This is a genomic window from Kordiimonas laminariae, assembly GCF_023008165.1.
GTDB classification, from domain to species: Bacteria; Pseudomonadota; Alphaproteobacteria; order Sphingomonadales; family Kordiimonadaceae; genus Kordiimonas; species Kordiimonas laminariae.
Genome location: NZ_JAKQZA010000003.1, coordinates 329,190 through 343,889, shown reverse-complemented (window position 1 = coordinate 343,889; position 14,700 = coordinate 329,190). Strand labels below are relative to the sequence as shown.

At 47.3% G+C, this 14,700-nt stretch carries 17 protein-coding genes; 13 read left to right on the top strand and 4 right to left on the bottom strand.

Going from position 1 to position 14,700, the window contains the following annotated elements; translation table 11 throughout:
• Positions 1–7: 7 nt before the first annotated feature.
• Positions 8–394 (bottom strand): group III truncated hemoglobin, encoded by a 387-nt coding sequence (locus tag MF542_RS07630; RefSeq protein WP_247017614.1) that lies wholly within the window; start codon positions 392–394, stop codon positions 8–10.
• 61 nt (positions 395–455) lie between these two features.
• Entirely contained in the window at positions 456–2,465 is a 2,010-nt protein-coding gene (locus MF542_RS07625; RefSeq protein WP_247017612.1) for a transglycosylase domain-containing protein, read from the bottom strand.
• A 131-nt stretch (positions 2,466–2,596) separates the two neighbouring features.
• On the opposite strand from MF542_RS07625, the gene MF542_RS07620 reads away from it, so the two are divergent.
• Both MF542_RS07620 and MF542_RS07615 read left to right on the top strand, forming a co-directional pair.
• A complete protein-coding gene (locus MF542_RS07620; RefSeq protein WP_247017610.1) occupies positions 2,597–3,142 on the top strand; it encodes a TetR/AcrR family transcriptional regulator in 546 nt (181 codons plus the stop codon).
• Between the two features lie 67 nt (positions 3,143–3,209).
• Positions 3,210–3,770, top strand: coding sequence for a NifU family protein (locus MF542_RS07615; RefSeq protein ID WP_247017608.1), 561 nt, complete (start codon positions 3,210–3,212; stop codon positions 3,768–3,770).
• 5 nt (positions 3,771–3,775) lie between these two features.
• On the opposite strand, the gene MF542_RS07610 is transcribed toward MF542_RS07615, so the two are convergent.
• Positions 3,776–4,810 carry a polysaccharide deacetylase family protein gene (locus MF542_RS07610; RefSeq protein WP_247017606.1) on the bottom strand — a complete coding sequence of 345 codons (1,035 nt, stop codon included), beginning with the start codon at positions 4,808–4,810 and terminating at the stop codon, positions 3,776–3,778.
• A gap of 100 nt (positions 4,811–4,910) precedes the next feature.
• Here MF542_RS07610 and MF542_RS07605 point away from each other — a divergent pair, with 100 nt between their 5' ends.
• Genes MF542_RS07605 through rimI form a run of 3 tightly spaced genes read left to right on the top strand, consistent with a single transcriptional unit; the run spans position 4,911 to position 6,671 of the window.
• Positions 4,911–5,501, top strand: coding sequence for a malonic semialdehyde reductase (locus MF542_RS07605; protein WP_247017604.1), 591 nt, complete (start codon positions 4,911–4,913; stop codon positions 5,499–5,501).
• A gap of 10 nt (positions 5,502–5,511) precedes the next feature.
• A complete protein-coding gene (tsaB, locus tag MF542_RS07600; RefSeq protein ID WP_247017602.1) occupies positions 5,512–6,171 on the top strand; it encodes a tRNA (adenosine(37)-N6)-threonylcarbamoyltransferase complex dimerization subunit type 1 TsaB in 660 nt (219 codons plus the stop codon).
• Complete coding sequence (rimI, locus tag MF542_RS07595) at positions 6,171–6,671, top strand: ribosomal protein S18-alanine N-acetyltransferase (RefSeq protein ID WP_247017599.1); 501 nt, start codon at positions 6,171–6,173, stop codon at positions 6,669–6,671. The genes tsaB and rimI overlap by 1 nt, the downstream gene beginning before the upstream one ends.
• Positions 6,672–6,699: 28 nt before the next feature.
• On the opposite strand, the gene MF542_RS17890 is transcribed toward rimI, so the two are convergent.
• Entirely contained in the window at positions 6,700–6,993 is a 294-nt protein-coding gene (locus tag MF542_RS17890; protein WP_425531248.1) for a sulfurtransferase TusA family protein, read from the bottom strand.
• Positions 6,994–7,122: 129 nt separating this feature from the next.
• On the opposite strand from MF542_RS17890, the gene MF542_RS07590 reads away from it, so the two are divergent.
• The 8 genes from MF542_RS07590 to lnt all read left to right on the top strand — a co-directional run bounded on the left by MF542_RS07590 (position 7,123) and on the right by lnt (position 14,696).
• Positions 7,123–7,533, top strand: coding sequence for a Ros/MucR family transcriptional regulator (locus MF542_RS07590; protein ID WP_247017597.1), 411 nt, complete (start codon positions 7,123–7,125; stop codon positions 7,531–7,533).
• A 135-nt stretch (positions 7,534–7,668) separates the two neighbouring features.
• Positions 7,669–8,091 carry a Fur family transcriptional regulator gene (locus MF542_RS07585; protein WP_247017596.1) on the top strand — a complete coding sequence of 141 codons (423 nt, stop codon included), beginning with the start codon at positions 7,669–7,671 and terminating at the stop codon, positions 8,089–8,091.
• Between the two features lie 19 nt (positions 8,092–8,110).
• A complete protein-coding gene (locus MF542_RS07580; RefSeq protein WP_247017594.1) occupies positions 8,111–9,010 on the top strand; it encodes a lysophospholipid acyltransferase family protein in 900 nt (299 codons plus the stop codon).
• Positions 9,011–9,142: 132 nt separating this feature from the next.
• Positions 9,143–10,549, top strand: a complete 1,407-nt coding sequence (gene miaB / locus MF542_RS07575; RefSeq protein WP_247017592.1) for a tRNA (N6-isopentenyl adenosine(37)-C2)-methylthiotransferase MiaB — start codon at positions 9,143–9,145, stop codon at positions 10,547–10,549.
• Between the two features lie 45 nt (positions 10,550–10,594).
• Entirely contained in the window at positions 10,595–11,650 is a 1,056-nt protein-coding gene (locus MF542_RS07570; RefSeq protein WP_281501580.1) for a PhoH family protein, read from the top strand.
• A complete protein-coding gene (ybeY, locus tag MF542_RS07565) occupies positions 11,622–12,182 on the top strand; it encodes an rRNA maturation RNase YbeY (protein WP_247017960.1) in 561 nt (186 codons plus the stop codon). Before MF542_RS07570 ends, ybeY begins: the two co-directional genes overlap by 29 nt.
• Positions 12,182–13,093, top strand: coding sequence for a hemolysin family protein (locus tag MF542_RS07560; protein ID WP_247017588.1), 912 nt, complete (start codon positions 12,182–12,184; stop codon positions 13,091–13,093). Before ybeY ends, MF542_RS07560 begins: the two co-directional genes overlap by 1 nt.
• Positions 13,083–14,696, top strand: coding sequence for an apolipoprotein N-acyltransferase (gene lnt, locus MF542_RS07555; RefSeq protein ID WP_247017586.1), 1,614 nt, complete (start codon positions 13,083–13,085; stop codon positions 14,694–14,696). The genes MF542_RS07560 and lnt overlap by 11 nt, the downstream gene beginning before the upstream one ends.
• The last annotated feature ends 4 nt before the right edge of the window (positions 14,697–14,700 follow it).

Here is a 14,700-nt window from a genome sequence, read left to right as displayed (position 1 = left end):
TATCGCTCTATATCCGGAAGAATAATCCGTTTTTTAGACTGCTGGCGATACGTTCTGCTTTTTCTGAAGCGGCTGCGGCCATATCGGGATCAAGCATTCTCTTGGCTACCGGATGAAATATTCCTAGCCACATGGCGAAATGCTCTTCCTTTAGTGCGGTTACCTGACGGTGAACCCCAAATGGATTGCCTTTATAGGTGCGCGCACCAAGCAGAACATTCATCCAAAAATCGGTGAGTGTCTCAAAGTGCTCTTCCCAGTGATCGCCAATCTTTTCATCAAAGATTGGCCCGAGGACACTGTGTTTACGTATTTCACCGTAAAAGGCACGTACGAAACGGCCTATTGATAGCCTGTCTCTTGTAAGCGCTTTATTTGGTTTTTTTTCAATCATGACTAATTAGGTAATATTTAGTGAAAGATATAGCAAGTAAGGCGTGGCAGTATGCCGCGTGCTAATCTTTCCCGCCAAAGATGCGTTCCAGAAAACCTTTCTTTTTCTTCTTTTTAGGTTTTTCTTCGATGATTTTTTCAGGACCCGCTGACGTGCTGTAAATGCCAGCATCTGCAAGTAAGGGGCGTATAGGTTGGCCCACATGCGCTTCCAGCATAAAATCTGACCAGATACGGGCAGGAAGCCCACCGCCTGTTACGGCCTTCATAGGTGTGCCGTCATCGTTGCCAACCCACACAGCTGTCGTCATATCGCTTGTGAAACCAACAAAAACCGCATCGCGGCTGTCTTGTGAGGTGCCAGATTTCCCGGCGGCAGGCCTGTCAATACGGGCATTTTTCCCAGACCCCCAGGTTACCACGCTGGTGAGCATTTCAGTCATGTCTTTTACAACAGGATAGGCAAGAGCAGGCACTGGTCTAACCGGTGGTTTGCGGTACAAAACTTCGCCGTCTAGCGATGTAATTTCTACAATGGCGTAGGCAGGCGCGAGGTGCCCACCATTTGCAATCACGGCATAACTGCTGGCCAGATCAATCAGTTTTACCTCTTCTGTACCGAGCGGTAGGCTGGCAAGGGCTTCTACTTCGGTGGAAATGCCAAGGCGTTTGGCCATGCTGGCAACGCGGTTCCTACCTGCCTCTTCAGAAATTTGTACAGCTACAGTGTTGATTGACCGTGCAAAAGCTTCTTGCATGTCCATTGGACCGTTGAATTTACCATTGTAGTTCTTCGGGGACCAATCACCGATGCTCGTTTTTTCATCAATGTATCGATCTGTCGGTTTTATGCCTGCTTCCAAGGCGGCTAGGTAAGAAAACAGTTTGAAGGCTGAGCCAGGTTGGCGCAAGGCTTGTGTGGCCCGGTTATACTGTGTTTTAGCATAGTCACTTCCGCCCACCATCGCGCGCACCGCGCCGTCATGATCAATGGCGACCACCGCACCTTGGCTGGCGCCGCGCTCTTTGCCTTCACCTTCCAGACCGCGCTCTAGTGCCATAGCCGCAGCACGTTGAACACTGGGATCAAGCGTTGTGTATATGATAAGTGATTTACCAGCCGTTTCCGGCAACATTTGATGGGCGGCTTGTTCAACCCAGTCGGTGAAGAAACGTACATCCCTACCGGCGCTTGCTTCTTTTATGCGAGGTGGTTGGGTTTTAAGTTTGTCAGCTACTTGCTGGGTAATAACACCCTCTTCAACCATAGTTTTTAGAACCACACGTGCGCGTTTCCAAGCACCTTCCGGGTTAATATGGGGCGCATAGCGTGAGGGCGCTTTCACAAGGCCTGCGAGCAATGCAGCTTCACTGATTGAAAGGTCTCTAGCGCTGTGGCCGTAGAATTTACGGCTTGCTGCATCAATGCCGTATGCGCCACCACCGAAGTATACGTTGTTGAGATAGAGGGTAAGTATCTGTTCTTTGGTGAAGCGCTGCTCAATCCAAAGGGTGAGCAGAAGTTCTTGTGCTTTCCTTTTGATCGTACGTTCATTGGAGAGGAATAGATTCTTTGCGAGCTGCTGGGTGATCGTACTCCCTCCCGCACGCACGCCTCCTGCACGAATATTGGTCCAAAGTGCGCGGATGAGGCCTTTGGCATTTACTCCAGAATGGGAGAAAAATTCCCTGTCTTCCACAGAAGTGAAAGCGCGAACGAGGGCATCGGGGATTTCATTATATGGGATGCGGTCACCGTGGATAGGTCCACTGCGTACAAGAGTTGCGCCGTTAGCTGCTTTTACAACAACAGCTGTATCATTTGAGCCTGGAGTAGGTGGATTTTCCAGATCCGGTAAATCTAGCGAGAGATAGGCGAGCGTAAGGAAGCCAAGAATAAAACCCCAGACACCAATTACAGCGCTGTAGTAAAATAGGCGCTTCCAGATTGGTTTCTTTGGCGTTTCGGGTTGAGCCTGTTTTTTAGCAGCCTTTGATATAGCCCCCTTTTTAGCTTTCGCTGATTTCTTGGGTGTCGCTTTTCTTGGCTTTTTTGTTGGCTGTTTGCTCACGCAGGTTCCTTTGGTTTCTTTCTGCTTCCATAACATGGCAATAAAATGCGGCAAAGTTTGGAATTAATTTACATTAAATTATAGAAACAAACCAAATGTTCGGTTATTATTGTGGCGAAAGAAGAAAGAATATGCCTCGCATTGCGAAATTGAATAAAACCGAAATGGCAGCGCGTCTTAGTAATGTGTTTCAGGAAAATGGTTATGAAGGTGCGAGTATGGCAATGCTCGCGGGAGCTGCGGAACTGTCTAAAGCCAGTCTGTATCATCATTTTCCAAACGGTAAGAAAGATATGGCTGATAAGGTTTTGGCACATGCAGGCGCGCGCCTGCAAAAATATGTGCTTGCGCCCCTAAATGGTAAGGACACGCCTGAGAAGCGGCTCGCAAATAGCTTTGAAGGTGTCGCACAATATTATGAGGGCGATGTTCCTTTTTGCCTTATGAATAGTTTGTTGGTGGGGGAAGGTAAGGCGTTATTTCAGCAGCAAATTAACACTGCTGTTGGTATGTGGCAGGCCGGGCTTGAAAGGGCATACCTGGAAATGGGTTTGGCTACAGAAGAAGCAGAACGTAAAGCACGGAGCAGGTTGGTCGCTATTCAGGGCAGTTTGGTTTTGTGCCGTGTGGAAAATTCCCGCGCACCTCTTGAAGAGTGCCTTCAGGCTTTCAAGTAACGGTCTTTTTGCTTGACCTTTAGCGGCAAAATCACCAAATGAAGGCTACATAAAGAAGGATTTTGTTATGTTTATTGAAACTGAAATGACGCCAAACCCGGATACGCTTAAGTTTCTGCCGGGTAAAATACTGCTTGAAGCGGGTACTGCGAATTTCACTGATGTAGAAGCGGCAGAATCCTCACCTCTTGCGAATGCTTTGTTTGCACAAACGGGTGTTGCCGGTGTGTTTATTGGGCACGATTTCATCACGGTGACCAAGGCTGGTGATACCGAGTGGGATGAGCTTAAGCCAAATGTGCTTGCGGGTCTTATGCAGTTTTTCGCTTCAGGTGCCCCGGTTGTGAACGCCGATGCTTCTATGAGTGAATCTTCTTTTGAAGATGATGAAGCTGATGCCGAGATTATTGAGCAAATCAAGACATTGCTTGATGAAAAAGTTCGGCCAGCTGTTGCTGGTGATGGCGGTGATATCACCTATCATGGTTTCCAGGAGGGTGTTGTTTATTTGCAGATGCAGGGTGCCTGCGCCGGATGCCCAAGTGCGACTATGACACTGAAACACGGCATTGAAAATCTGCTTAAATACTATATCCCGGAAGTAACAGAAGTACGGGCTGTTGAATAACAGCTTTAATCCAGTTTGCCGCCCGGCAGCAGGAAAAACTTCCCTAGCCAATACCAGCGCCCGTTTCCAGCGGGCATGGTGCAGTTGATCCGACTTCTGCCTTTCGGAAATGGTTTGTCGAATCTCACTTCTATTCGGTGATCAAGTGGTTTTACCAAATCCGCAGCTTTACCAAGATGGCTTGGGTAACATGCTAAGGCACCAGGGCCTCTTACATTTTCATCAACACTAAAGCCAAAAAGCGGTGGATTGTTGGTATCGCTTAAAAGTGGTTCAGCCGGTATGATATCGGATACTGGCAGGGCCATGGCTTGGCTGATAAGTTTAAACCTGTTCTCGCCGCCATAGCGCTCATTTACAGGGAAGCGCGGCAAAGCATATAAGTTATCCCACTGGGCTATAGCGCCTGAGAATTGAGCGAAAGCTGCATTAAAGCCTTCGTCTTGGATGGCATCAGCTATCTCCAGACTATGTTCCCCATACGGATAGGCGAAGATTTTGGGCACTTCGCCTAATTCTTCTTCGAAACGTTTGCTGGCTCTGCGCACATCTGCCATAGCTGCTTCAAGACCTGCATGAACCATATGTAGGTGAGACGCAGTATGGTGGGCTATTTCTACGCCTTCTTCCTTAAGCTGCCTGATCTCGTCCCACGACATGTAATTGCTGCTGCCACTGTCTACTGGATCAGTAGACACAAACACAGCAAGGGGAATTCCTGCTGCTTTCAACATTGGCCAACCATTCGTGAATACTGACTTATATGCATCATCCACCGTGATAATCACTGTACGTTCTGGGAAGTCTCGTTTCTCCTTGAGATGAGCAATAGCATCCGTAAGCGCCATGAAGTGGTAACCGCCTTCTTTTAGGATTTTGATATGGGCTTCAAACTGTTCCAGCCGGATATTGGTGGAGGGTATATTATCTTCGCCGAAACGGTGGTAGAGCAACACAGATGCTGATTTATCTGCGTAGGCAGGTGAAAAGCCAAGTAGCATGCTAAACAGGCTTAAAATACATAGAAAAAAAGGCCGCATTTCAAAACTCCCTCCTTACTAGTCTTGCCTTGTTTGCGTGAAACTGGCAAGACGAAGAAAAAAATATACGAAAATCCCCCAACTTTCGGAGAGTAAAACCATGTCCATCAGTTTAAACGATCAAGCGCTTGACCAATTATTTCGTGAAGCACGCAGCATCAATGTTTGGGAAGACAAACCTGTAAGTGATGAGCAAATTCAAGCGCTTTATGATTTAGTGAAAATGGGCCCTACAAGTGCAAATTGCTGCCCTGCTCGTTTTCATTTTGTGAAATCTGATGCGGCGAAAGCACGTTTGAAGCCACTTGTGATGGAAGGCAATGATACGAAGGTAATGCAGGCGCCGGTTACGGTGATTATTGCAAACGACATGGATTTTGCTGAAAAACTGCCTCAGCTTTTCCCGCATAATCTGGATGCGAAAAGCTGGTTTGCTGATCCGGCTGTTGCAGAGGAAACTGCTATGCGAAATGCCACGCTTCAAGGTGGGTATCTGATTATGGCAGCGCGCAGCCTTGGCCTTGATTGTGGCCCAATGTCGGGTTTTGATAAAGATGCGGTGGATGCAGAGTTTTTTGCGGGTACTAACCTTAAATCAAACTTTATCTGCTCCATTGGGTATGGTTCTTCTGAGGGTATTTTTGACCGCAGCCCTCGTCTTGCTTTTGATGACGCAGCGAAAATTCTTTAGGGTATAAACGGTGGCAATACTCGCGATTGATACATGTGAAAGCTATTGCTCTTCCGCTGTGCTACTTGCTTCTGGTGAGATGTTTTCGTCTGCGGATGCTATCGGCCGAGGGCATGCGGAACATTTGATTCCTCAATTAGAGGGTTTGATGAAGCAAGCAAGCATTAGTTATACAGATATCACGCGCGTTGCTGTTACGACAGGGCCTGGCACTTTTACCGGGCTCCGCATAGGTTTGTCCGTCGCGCGCGGTATCGCGCTTGCACAGAATATCCCTTGTGTTGGCTTAACGGCATTATCCGTTTTGGCAGCACAGGCGCACCCAAAAGATGGTGAGCCGGTCTACAGTCTGATGAAGGGGCGAGGCGGGCAGGTGTTCCTGCAAGCTTTTGTTGGCCTTGAGGCTGATGGGCTCCCCAAAATGCTTGGTGAACCTATGAATATAGATGAGCCTGATGCGCTGCAAATGATAGAAGATAATCCTGGCCGAGTAGTGGGAAGTGGCGCCGCTCTTTTAGGGCTGAGTACAGAGCATGATTATGTCGATCCTGCTATTTTGGCCAGAATCGCACATAATGTTAGCCCTGAGGCTTATCCTCCGGAGCCCACATATTACCGCCAAGCTGATGCTGCGAAAGCAAAACGGCTTATCCCTATCGGTGATAGTTAATGACTGAATCGGTCAGTGGAAAATATTCTGCAACGGCAGTTAATGTTTCTGACGAAGATACTATTGCGGCATTTTCTGAGGTGCATCAAGCTGCATTTGCGGCGCAGAATGAGAACGGGTGGGCTGAAAAATCGATTAAATCATCCTTGGAAACTTCTGGTACAGCCGGGTTTGTTTTCAAGGATGGAGAGCAGACGGTTGGTGCGTTAATGGTTCGTACAGTATGTGATGAATCTGAGCTCATTACGGTAGCGGTACATCCTGAATGGCAATTAAAAGGTGTAGGGAAGTGGATTCTTTCCTTCATGGTAGACTATCTGAAGGGGCAGAATGTAGCTACCTGTTTCCTAGAGGTGAGGCAAGACAACTTAAAGGCAGTTAGTCTCTATTCAAAAATAGGATTTGTACAGGTGGGGCTTCGTAGAGGTTATTATCAAAATCGAGAAGGTAAAAGAACGGATGCCTTGTTGTACTCTTTCGATTTATTAAATAAAAAATAATAGTTAAAATTTTAACTATTATTTTTCTTTATATCTTTACTTGAATTTCAACTCTAATTACATGTAGCGTACCACTTCGGGAGGAAGCGTCGGAGTTGGGTACAGTATCGTCAGTACTTTCAAATTGGGTTTTTGAAAGTACGGTATGTCCTAGCGCCTCAATGGATCTAATTAGAGGTTCGTTGGCAGGGGTATCCTCGAAGACAATAACGGTAACCGCTGAGTTGGGTAATTGGTCTATGTGCATCCGTGCTTTGACAAAAGCCATAGGGCAACTTGTGCCAATTAGATTTAATGCGTTCTGTTGGGTGGCTGAAGGCATAAAAGAACCAATGACTGAGGTTGAAACAAAGGCTTTGTATAGCACGTGGCTCTGAGGAACTAAACTGCGCAATGCAGTGAAAATAGAGTTATCCATTGTTATGCCACGATATAAAATAGAATGAGTAAAATGGAAGATACACAGGTTTTAAAACATGAGCTGTTGGCGCTGACAACAGATATAGTTTCTTCACATGTGGCCAATAATAAAGTGGATGTGGCGGAGCTTCCGTCATTAATTAGTAGTGTATTTAATACTTTGTCGGGATTGGGTGCCTCTCAGGTTTCTGGACAGGACCGTCCGCGTCCTGCTGTGCCAATTAAAAAATCTATTACACCGGATTACATAGTGTGCCTTGAGGATGGGAAGCAGCTTAAGATGCTGAAGAGGCATTTGAAGACACAATATGGTTTAACGCCGGAAGAATATCGTGATCGCTGGGGGTTGCCTGTAGATTATCCGATGGTGGCGCCTAATTATGCAGATCAACGCCGGGTTCTTGCCAAGAAAATTGGCTTGGGCAGAGATAAGCGTAAATAAAGCAGTCAAAACTGGTAAAAGCTTAGTGAATCGAACGTTTTAAATTGACGCTCGACTTGCTCTTCTTATTGAGTTATGCCATCTTTCAACTGAAATACCACTAAAACTATCTCATTTAGGGGAGTGCATTAGCTCATGCCTTCAAACACACCGTCTATCGAAGAATTATGCCTGCAAAAAGGCATGCGTATGACAGATCAGCGTCGTGTAATCGCTCGGGTTCTGACGGAAGCTGAAGATCACCCGGATGTAGATGAAGTTTACAGCCGTTCAAAAGAAGTAGATGATGGTATCAGCATTGCCACTGTTTACCGTACAGTTCGCTTGTTTGAAGAAGCTGGAATTCTTGAACGTCATGATTTCCGTGATGGCCGTTCGCGTTATGAGCCTGCATCTGATGATCACCATGATCACCTTATTAATGTTGAATCAGGTGAGGTGGTGGAATTCCACAGCGAAGAAATTGAAAAGCTGCAGGAAGAAATCGCTCGCAAACTAGGCTATAAATTAGTAGACCACCGCATGGAACTCTACGGGGTACCTCTTAAGGAAGAATAAGCGTTCTGGTGGATAGAAAATGGCAGAAGAATATGGCGGCTTAAAATCCAACTTGAAGTCTGATGGTTGGTCCAAGCTTGGTCTGGTTCGTGTTTCCAGTGTTATTGCCTTTTCTGCTTTGGTTCTTCCTTTCCAGTATCTAATGATCAAAAGTGGCCTCCGGATATGGTGGCCTATTGCAGGTTTCTGGCACCGTACTGTGTGCCGGATTATGGGCGTTAAGGTTCAATTCAAGGGATTGAAGAAACACAAGGGCCCTGTTCTTTATGCTGCAAACCACATTTCCTGGCTGGATATTATTATCCTTGGTGGCTCCCTTAAGAATAGCAGTTTTGTCGCGAAATCAGATATTGAAGGTTGGGGTACAATTGCCTCACTTTGTAAGCTTCAGAAAACTGTATTTGTAAATAGAGAGCGCCGTACAGATAGTGCGCGTCAGCGTGATGCCCTTAGTTCTCGTGTGCAGGACGGTGATAGTTTAATCCTATTCCCAGAGGGTACTTCCACCGATGGTGTGAAAATGGCACCGTTTAAATCCGCTCTTTTCTCTGTGGCAGAACGGGCTGATGCAGCAACAGATCATAATCTCCTTATCCAGCCGCTAACCATTGCCTATACCGAGATGAACGGTATGCCGATTATCCGTAGCCAGAAGCCTCGTGTTGCTTGGCTTGGGGATGTAGAATTATTTGAGCATTTGCGTGAGTTTCTGGGCATGGCTCGTACGGTGGTCACAGTGGAATTTCATGAACCAACGAGCTTTGAAGCAATGGGGTCCAGAAAAGCGCTCGCGAAATACTGTGAAGCAGAGGTGCGGGGCGGACTGGAGCGTGCTCTTCGTCATGAAATGAAGTTGGGGCCGAGGGAAAAGGTTTTGCTGGCAGCTCCTCAGGAAGCTCCTGTGGAAGAAGGCGTGTAGCCTTTCCGTCTGGAAATCTTGACTCTCACCGCTTTGGTGCTAGTCTCCGGCACCTTTTGAGAACACACAGTTAACGGCACGGAGTTTCGCGGTCAGATCGCGAAAGCTTCAGTATTTGCAGGAGAGATCCTCATGAGTAAAAAAGTATTCGTAAAAACATATGGTTGTCAGATGAATGTCTATGACAGTGACCGTATGACAGATGTACTGAAGCCTCATGGATATGAAGTCTCTCAGTCTGCTGATGATGCTGATCTGGTGATTCTCAATACCTGCCATATCCGTGAAAAAGCCGCAGAGAAGGTATATTCTGAAATCGGCCGTCTGAAACTGAATAAGCAGGAGAAGGCGGCAGAAGGTAAAGATACCTATATTGCTGTTGCTGGCTGTGTGGCGCAGGCTGAGGGTGGCGAAATGATGAAGCGTGCGCCTGCCATTGATATGGTACTTGGTCCGCAAACTTATCACCGTTTGCCTGAGCTTCTCAAAGAAGCTGAAGAACAGCGCGGTGGCGGTAAAAATCATGCTCGTGTGCTGGATACTGATTTCCCGGCTGAAACCAAGTTTGACTACCTGCCGGAAGAGAAAACCTTTGATAATGCTGCTCAGTTCCTGACTGTGCAGGAAGGCTGTGATAAATTCTGCGCTTTCTGCGTAGTGCCTTACACACGTGGTGCTGAATATAGTCGCCCACTAAAGGCCATTCTTGAAGAGGCGCAGCGTATGGCTGATGCAGGTGTAGTGGAAATTACGCTTCTAGGTCAGAATGTGAATGCCTACCACGGTGAGAAATCTGGCGGCGGTACAGCATCCCTTGCCGAGTTGATCCGCGAGTTGGATAAAATCGATGGTATTGAGCGCATTCGTTATACCACATCGCATCCTAATGATATGGAAGATGATCTCTTTAATGTGCACGGCGAAGTAGCGGCTTGTATGCCTTATTTGCACCTGCCTGTCCAAAGTGGTTCTGATAACACGCTTAAAGCTATGAACCGGAAGCATACACGGGAAGAGTATTTCGCAATCATCGAACGCCTTCGTGCATCGCGCCCGGATATTGCGCTTTCTGGTGATTTTATTGTTGGTTTCCCGGGTGAAACTGATGAAGATTTTGAGCAAACACTTGACCTCGTTCGCCGCGTTAAATACGCGCAAGCTTACAGTTTTAAATATAGCCCGCGCCCAGGCACGCCAGCTTCTGCAACTGAAGATCAGGTGCCGGAATATGTTAAATCTCAGCGCCTGCAACGTTTGCAGGCTCTGCTAAATGAGCATCAGTTGGAGTTTAATGAAAGCAAGCTTGGTACAGAAATGGATGTGCTTCTGGAACGTCCAGGTAAGCTTGAAGGCCAGTTGATTGGCCGTAGCCCATATCTGCAATCTGTTCACGTAGATTTAACAAAAGGTGGCGAGAACAAACTGGACGCTGGCCCAGATAACACTTACAATGCATATATGGGTAAATTGGTACGCGTGAAAATTGTTGATGCGGGACCAAACAGCCTTAAAGGGGAATTTGTCAGTCTTTTGAATTAATGGTGGTTCAAAAGGCGGCAGCTAAGGAGCCTGAAACCTTTTAATATGTACGCCAAGGCAAGCTCGGAGAGCGATCACTCTGCAGGGGTGCAAACCTCGGAAAACGGCAACAATTCAAACCAGAACCGTACGGTTATAGAGTTTGAAGATAATCGTTTAGCCGCAATTATTTTCGGCCAGCACGACCACAACCTCGCTCGCATAGAACAGCGGCTTGGTGTCCTTCTTATAAATCGTGGAAATAGAGTTGCTATTGAGGGCAGCCCTGAAGCTATGGATCTTGCCAAGAAAGTTCTGGAAGAACTGTATGAGCGTGCCAAGGCTGGCCATGATGTGGAAATGGGAGATGTAGACGGTGCACTTCGTATGATTGCCGGTGTTGACGAGCCAGTTAAGAAGAAAACTCCTAAACCTGCTGCTGAAAGTAGGGCGCACAATAGCCATCTCAAAATCACTACTCGAAACAAGGTAATTATGCCGCGTTCCCCCGGGCAGGCTGATTATATGGCTAAACTCCAAAAGAACGAGATGGTGTTCGGTGTAGGTCCTGCAGGTACTGGTAAAACATATTTGGCTGTTGCGATGGCTGTTTCGCGGATGCTGGCTGGAGAAATTGACCGTATCGTGCTCTCTCGTCCAGCGGTGGAAGCTGGTGAAAACCTTGGCTTTTTGCCTGGTGATCTGAAGGATAAAGTCGATCCATACCTTCGCCCACTTTATGATGCGCTCTATGATATGATGCCAGCTGAGCAGGTGGAAAAACGTATTGCCAGTGGGCATATTGAAATTGCGCCACTTGCCTACATGCGAGGGCGGACGCTTTCAAACGCTTTTGTTATTCTTGATGAAGCGCAAAATACCACACCAATGCAGATGAAAATGTTCCTCACCCGTTTTGGCGAGAATAGCCGGATGGTGGTGTGTGGTGATCCAAGCCAGGTAGATTTGCCGCGTGGGACACGTTCTGGCCTTCGGCACGCTCTTGATATTCTTCGCGGTGTTGACGGTATTGCGGTAACGCGCTTTAACCAGAAAGACGTAGTGCGCCATCCGCTTGTGGCTCGTATTGTCGATGCATACGGCGATGATGATGGACGGTAACCATACAGCGCCGGATGAATTTGCAAGGCTGCAGCTTGATGTGGAATTGAGCGATAGTATTCTTGATGCCGATGTGGATTGGGAAAGCCTGATTGTTCGAGCGACAAAAGCAGCGCTTTCGGGTGGGTTATCTACGAAAAATGCTCCGATGGAGCTTTATGTTGAACTGGTGGATGACGAGCAAAGCCAGCAGCTTAATTGTGATTATCGCGGAAAAGATAAACCAACAAATGTTTTGTCTTTCCCCGGTATTGAGCCAAATGATCTCCCTGCAGCATTTCTTAAGGCCATAAAGGGCGGACCGCCGGTTTTGCTGGGAGATTTAATGATTGCGGATAATGTTGTTATCCGCGAAGCAGTCGAGCAACAAAAGACTATAGAAAACCATTTAAGCCATCTTGTGGTGCATGGGGTTTTACATTTGCTGGGTTATGACCATATAGAGGATGAGGAAGCAGAGGAAATGGAAGCGCTGGAACGTGAAATTCTGGCTGGCCTCGGCATCTCAGACCCTTACGAGACGGAAGACTAATGCCTGACGAACAGAGCGAACCATCCAGTAGTAGGCCTAACGGCGGCTTTTGGAAGGGACTAAAAGAAAAGTTTGGATTTAAAAACGGTGAGACCTCTCTCCGGGAAAGCCTTGAAGAAGCGCTTGAGGAGCATGAAGAGGAAAACCGAATAAAAGCACTGGGGGATGAAGAGCGGGAGATGCTCTTCAATGTGCTTGAATATGGTACGCTCCGGGTGACCGATGTGATGGTGCCGCGTGCTGATATTGTCTCTGTCCCACAGGGTATTTCATACAGTGAATTAGTGAAGGTATTTGCGGATGCTTTCCATTCTCGTATCCCTGTGTTTCGGGAAACGTTGGATGATGTGCTTGGTATGGTGCATGTGAAGGACGCGCTCAAGGAAGTGGCGGACGGTAAGGATCCTGAAGCTTTCAGTATCGAGAGTATTCAGAGACCGGTTCTTTTTGTGCCGCCCTCTATGAAAGCAATCGATCTGCTCTCTAAAATGCGTCAAGGGCGTACCCATATGGCCATCGTAGTTGATGAATATGGCGGTACTGACGGCCTTGTGACCGTGGAAGATATCGTTGAAGAAATTGTTGGCGAAATTGAAGACGAGCACGATGAAATCGAAGAAGCTGATCTGGTAGCTCTTGATGGTGGCGGCTATGATGCTGATGCTCGTGTGGAAATTGATGAGCTAGAGGAATTGCTTGCAATTAACTTCTTGCCAGAAGATCAAGATGAAGATGTAGATACCCTTGGGGGGCTTGTTTTTGCGCTTGCGGGTTGCGTGCCAGAGATTGGTGAAGTAATCCTACATGAAAGCGGATATAAATTTGAAGTGGTGGACGCTGATCCGCGCAGAATACAAAAATTGCGTATTCACCCACCAGCGAGGGAATACATAGCCAAAAATGGCGACTAAATCTGAACAGAGCCAACCGCAAGGCTATGCTGCGCGGCTTCTCAATTTTCTGGATGGGCAAGGGCGATTTCGAATTGCGCTGATCGCCTTTCTGGGTGGAGCATTGCTTGCGCAAGCTTTTGCGCCGCGTAATTTTTTTCCTGCCCTTTTTATCGCGTTCCCGCTTTTTGTTTTGCTTGTTGATCGGGCACGTACCGGTGGTGAGGCTTTTGGCCGTGGTTGGTGGGCTGGCTTTGGGTTTCTATCTATAGGCCTGAACTGGATAAGCCATTCCTTTACCCAGCAGGATAATGTTCCTGCCATATTAGGGCCTTTTGCTGTGTTTGGCCTTTCTGCGTTGATGGCGATTTATATTGGCCTGACGTTCTGGTTGTCCTGGCGTATCAATACCCGTGGAATTGGCCGTGTAGTTTTGTTTGCTGCCAGTTGGACCCTTTTTGAGGGCGCGCGCGGGATGTTGTTTACGGGCTTTCCGTGGCATTTGGTGGGGTCCGCTTGGTCTGAATGGCTTTCAGTTGCGCAGGCTGTTCACTATACAGGCGTTTATGGGCTTTCTTTTATAACAGTACTGGCGGCTGGTAGTTTGGCACTGTTGGTAACAACAGGCGGTTCGCTTAAGAAAAATGCTTTTGTTGTATTGCCGCTTTTGCTTGTTTTGCCAGTTATGTCTTTTACAGGGAAAAGTCGTTTAGATGCCAATGAAACACGGTATCATCTTGGTGTAACACTTCGGCTTGTGCAGGCGAATGTATCTCAGCGTGACAAATGGCGCTCCTATCTGATCAATGACCACTTCGATAATCATATGCAGCTTTCTCGCGGCAATGATGCTGACGGTAAGGCACGTGATGTAAAGCTGCTTATCTGGCCAGAAACAGCTGTGCAGCGCGAAACTTTTGATCGAGAAGGATCCCTGCAACGCTGGCGTATGTCACGCCTTTTGGAGTACGGCAATTTTGCTGTTACTGGTGTGCCGCGTTTTGAACGCCGTGATAACCGTATTCAATATTTTAACAGTTTGATGGCTGTGAATTCTGAAGGCGATATTTACGCGCGCTATGATAAAAATCACCTAGTCCCTTTTGGTGAATATGTACCGTTTGCATCTCTCTTTGAAGCGGTGGGGCTTGGTCAATTAACGGGTGGTGTGCCATTTTCCTCAGGTGCTGAATTACAGACAATTAATCTGCCAGGAGTGCCATCTTTCTCTCCTCTTATTTGTTATGAAGCTATTTTCCCTGGGCGGGTCGTGAGAAATGATGAACGTCCTGAATGGATGCTGAATATCAGTAACGATGCCTGGTTTGGCCTAACAAGTGGTCCCTACCAACATCTGGCGCTGGCACGTCTTCGTGCAATTGAAGAAGGTATGCCAATCGTACGGTCAACCAGCACAGGCATCTCTGCCGTTCTCGATAGCTTTGGTCGTACTGTAGGTGCCATGGGGTTAAACAAACGAGGAGTGCTTGATCTCCCGCTTCCTGTTGCTCTGGAAGCGCCGGCTGTTGAAACTATAGTGCGAGTATATGCAGTTCTTACGCTGTGTCTTTGGCTTGTTATCGGGTTTGCGGTTGTTTCTTACGTAGGCTCATGGCGCAAATAAAGCT